A 3,086-nucleotide genomic window follows, 5' to 3' on the forward strand; every position below is an offset into this window, starting at 1 on the left:
TTCAAGAATTATTGTGTAGTTTTTTTGTGAGGGCTCATTGCCGCCCTCATTCTCCTGTTATCGGCTACAAAATTTTTTATCCCTCATAAATATTTATTATGCTTGGAAAACAGCAAACTCACTCCGTTCAGACAGCTGTTTTCCTTTCCAGCATAATTTCATATTTCTTCGGAAAATTTTAAATGTTGGTGAAAAGACATTAGTTTTAATTTTACTTTCAACTAAAATAATTATTTTAAAAATTACAAGTTATTTCTCTCTTTCTTTTTTATAATTTTTAGGAAGTATATTATTGGAAAAATAATAAAAATTATATTTTGAAAAAAGCGTCTGATTATTATTGTACTCTATAATAAGTCTTTCATCATTTTCATAAAAATCTTCAATAACATAAATAATTTTATTTTTTTCATATATTTTTATTTTATTATTATATTTTATCATGATATATTCTTTTTTTAAAACTCTAACATTTGTAATTATTAAATATACAATTACTACTGTTATTACTTGTGGAAATATAAAAGTAAACAACCATAGTACAAGCAATATCCCCCAACATATTAAATATGCTCTTTCGAATAAAGAATACTTTACATACAATTTTTTCTTATTTGTTTCATTAGATATCTCGTATTCAGAATATCCTATTTTATTTAATAAATATTTTAATACTTCTTTCATATTTTTTACATCGCAAATAACAAAACTGTTATCATGATTTTTTCTAAAAGAAAATTTATCAAAAAAATAATTGTTCAAATATCGAAAAAAATTTATACTTTCATCATAATTTATGACTATATCATATGAACCCAAATAATTTTTCCTTATTGTTAAATTTCTAATATTCCTATATTCTAATTTTTTAATAAAGAATACTCCTTTAATTTCAATTAATTCATTACAAAATTTAATTTCCCCTTTTTTCTTTAAAATCCAAACTAAATAAAAGCGGTATACAAAATATAATATCACAATACTTAAAAATAAAGTTCCTCCTAAAACATCTCTTATATTTTTTGAAAATAAAAGTTGTGGTTGTATATAGATCATAAAAAAAAGAAAAAATCCTATATTATTTTTGCTGAAATCAAATTTTGAATATTTTATTTCCATTTTCCTTCCCCTTTTTTATACTTATTTTTTCTTTTTTCAAACTCTGTTCTAAGCTTTTCTTTATTTTTATTAGATATTGGTAACTTATTTAAAACATCTAAAACACTTTTTCCAACAATCGTATATCCTAATTGATATGTTACTGTCCCTGAAGCTAGTCCGCCAATTCCTCCACTTACTGAAAATCCACCTGATTTTCTTGAAAATTCAGCAGAAAAACTTTCTGATATTCCTCCTATTAAGTTTATGGATATACTATTTCCCCAACCTGCTAAATCATCTGGGTCATCTATACCTTCTAAAAAAGAAGTTCCACCACTTATTGAAACGCCTCCACCTGCTCCTACTCCTAACCCTCCAGCAATAGTACTAAAAAATTTTATTTCCCTATTGTCTCCTTCTGCTATTCCCAAAATGGCAGAACCTTTCCCTGCTACATAGTACCCAAGTTCACCTGAAATTACTGCATAAAGAGTTCTAACCGAGTTCTCCCAATCATTACCAAGCTGTTCTTTTGTATACTTCAGTCTTTCTGTTATAAACTTTACATCATTTTCTCCAAATTGTCTATTGTAATATCTCTCAAACTGTCTTCCATAAAAACTTGCATAATCTTCTGAATCCTTTAATTTATTTTTTCCTCCAGATATTCATTCTTTTTGCCATTTTCTAATATCATAATTAAAACAAACAACCTTCGTATAATTTAATACAAAATAAAATATATATTAGCACATAATTCAATAACAATCGAAGTAATGAAAGTTAATTTTTGCATCCAAAACATTTTTTTTCTTAAGTAACTTATAATTTTTACTGTATAAAAAAGTATAATTATTGAAAAAAGCAACAGTATTTGAAAATCATTTTTATCTGCTCCTTTTGACATAATGTCATAAAAAATTATCCATATATATATTAAACTCATTAAAATTAATATAATAGACATAGATATTATCATATCTAAACAATATACTACTTTTATCTTTTTATGTTTTAATTTTAAAAATTGCCATATAATGTTTATTATAAAAAACAATACCAGCACTTTCTCTTTCATTTTAGTTATCCTCCCATTTTTTTAATTCTTTTTTTATTGCTTTCGCTGATTTGTTTTTTATATCTATCGTTATTTTTCTTCCATCACCTTGTTTCTTTCCTTTACCAGAATAATTATAATATACTAATGTGTCACTTCTTTTGTTATTCATAGTATAATCCTTTAAATTTGAAGGAAGAATTCCTATAGATGATAATTCTTTCTTTATTTTCTGCCTGTATATGACTGTTATTATACAGTCTACCTTCCGATTACTATATCTTTTATAAAGCTTCCCACTCTTCCTATATTAGGTACTTCTTTCAGTGCCTTATAACCATCCTTAAAGATCCTTATCCCTTCGAGATTTAAATTAAATGCTAAAGCCATTTTTGCTTTCACACTTTCATTATCTGTCATTATTTCACTGATTTCTCTCCATGAGAACTCATTACCGTCCTCACACTCCAGCTATCGACTACAATTTTTTATCCCTCATAAATATTCATTATGCTTGGAAAACAGCAAACTCTCTTCGTTCAAACAGCTGTTTTCCCTTTCAGCATAATTTCATATTTCTTCGGAAAATTTTGAATGCCGAAGATTTAATTTAGTATCCAATCTTTGTTTTTATAATAAATAAATTTCTTAAAATGAATGAGTACTTTCTTTTTAAAATAATTTAAATATTATATTTTCATTATTCAGTCAACTTATTAGTACCTATTAACTTTATATACAGTATTTTATCATTATAATAGGACTTTATCTTTTCTCTTAATTCTTTTAATTCCTCTTTACTTATTCCTTCTATTTCAAATTCGAGTAAAGGATATATTTCATTAAATTTCATATATTCTTCCCAATCTATTGTCTCAAGTTCTCTTTCAACACTGAAATACTCTTTGAATTTTTCCATATATTTCTT

General features: G+C 25.2%; 4 protein-coding genes and 1 pseudogene. All 5 read right to left on the bottom strand.

Annotation, left to right across the window (positions count from 1 at the left end):
- Window positions 1–249: 249 nt before the first annotated feature.
- Complete coding sequence (locus tag EII29_RS11095) at window positions 250–684, bottom strand: hypothetical protein (RefSeq protein WP_125237574.1); 435 nt, start codon at window positions 682–684, stop codon at window positions 250–252.
- 425 nt (window positions 685–1,109) lie between these two features.
- The gene (locus EII29_RS11100; RefSeq protein ID WP_125237575.1) at window positions 1,110–1,532 is read right to left on the bottom strand and encodes a hypothetical protein; all 423 of its coding nucleotides are present in this window, start codon (window positions 1,530–1,532) and stop codon (window positions 1,110–1,112) included.
- A gap of 648 nt (window positions 1,533–2,180) precedes the next feature.
- Window positions 2,181–2,330: a hypothetical protein gene (locus EII29_RS12205; protein ID WP_158612526.1), complete on the bottom strand. Its 150-nt coding sequence runs from the start codon at window positions 2,328–2,330 to the stop codon at window positions 2,181–2,183.
- 89 nt (window positions 2,331–2,419) lie between these two features.
- Window positions 2,420–2,578: a hypothetical protein gene (locus tag EII29_RS12210; protein WP_158612527.1), complete on the bottom strand. Its 159-nt coding sequence runs from the start codon at window positions 2,576–2,578 to the stop codon at window positions 2,420–2,422.
- A 280-nt stretch (window positions 2,579–2,858) separates the two neighbouring features.
- Window positions 2,859–3,086: pseudogene (locus EII29_RS11105) on the bottom strand (hypothetical protein); the annotation flags it as partial.

Origin of the sequence: Leptotrichia sp. OH3620_COT-345 (assembly GCF_003932895.1) — a bacterium.
Classification (GTDB): Bacteria; Fusobacteriota; Fusobacteriia; order Fusobacteriales; family Leptotrichiaceae; genus Pseudoleptotrichia.

Bases quoted from the DNA above. Each gene is read 5' to 3' on its own strand.
- EII29_RS12205 (WP_158612526.1), bottom strand. From the start codon at position 2,330: ATGAATAACAAAAGAAGTGACACATTAGTATATTATAATTATTCTGGT.
- EII29_RS12210 (WP_158612527.1), bottom strand. From the start codon at position 2,578: ATGACAGATAATGAAAGTGTGAAAGCAAAAATGGCTTTAGCATTTAAT.
- EII29_RS11095 (WP_125237574.1), bottom strand. From the start codon at position 684: ATGAAAGAAGTATTAAAATATTTATTAAATAAAATAGGATATTCTGAA.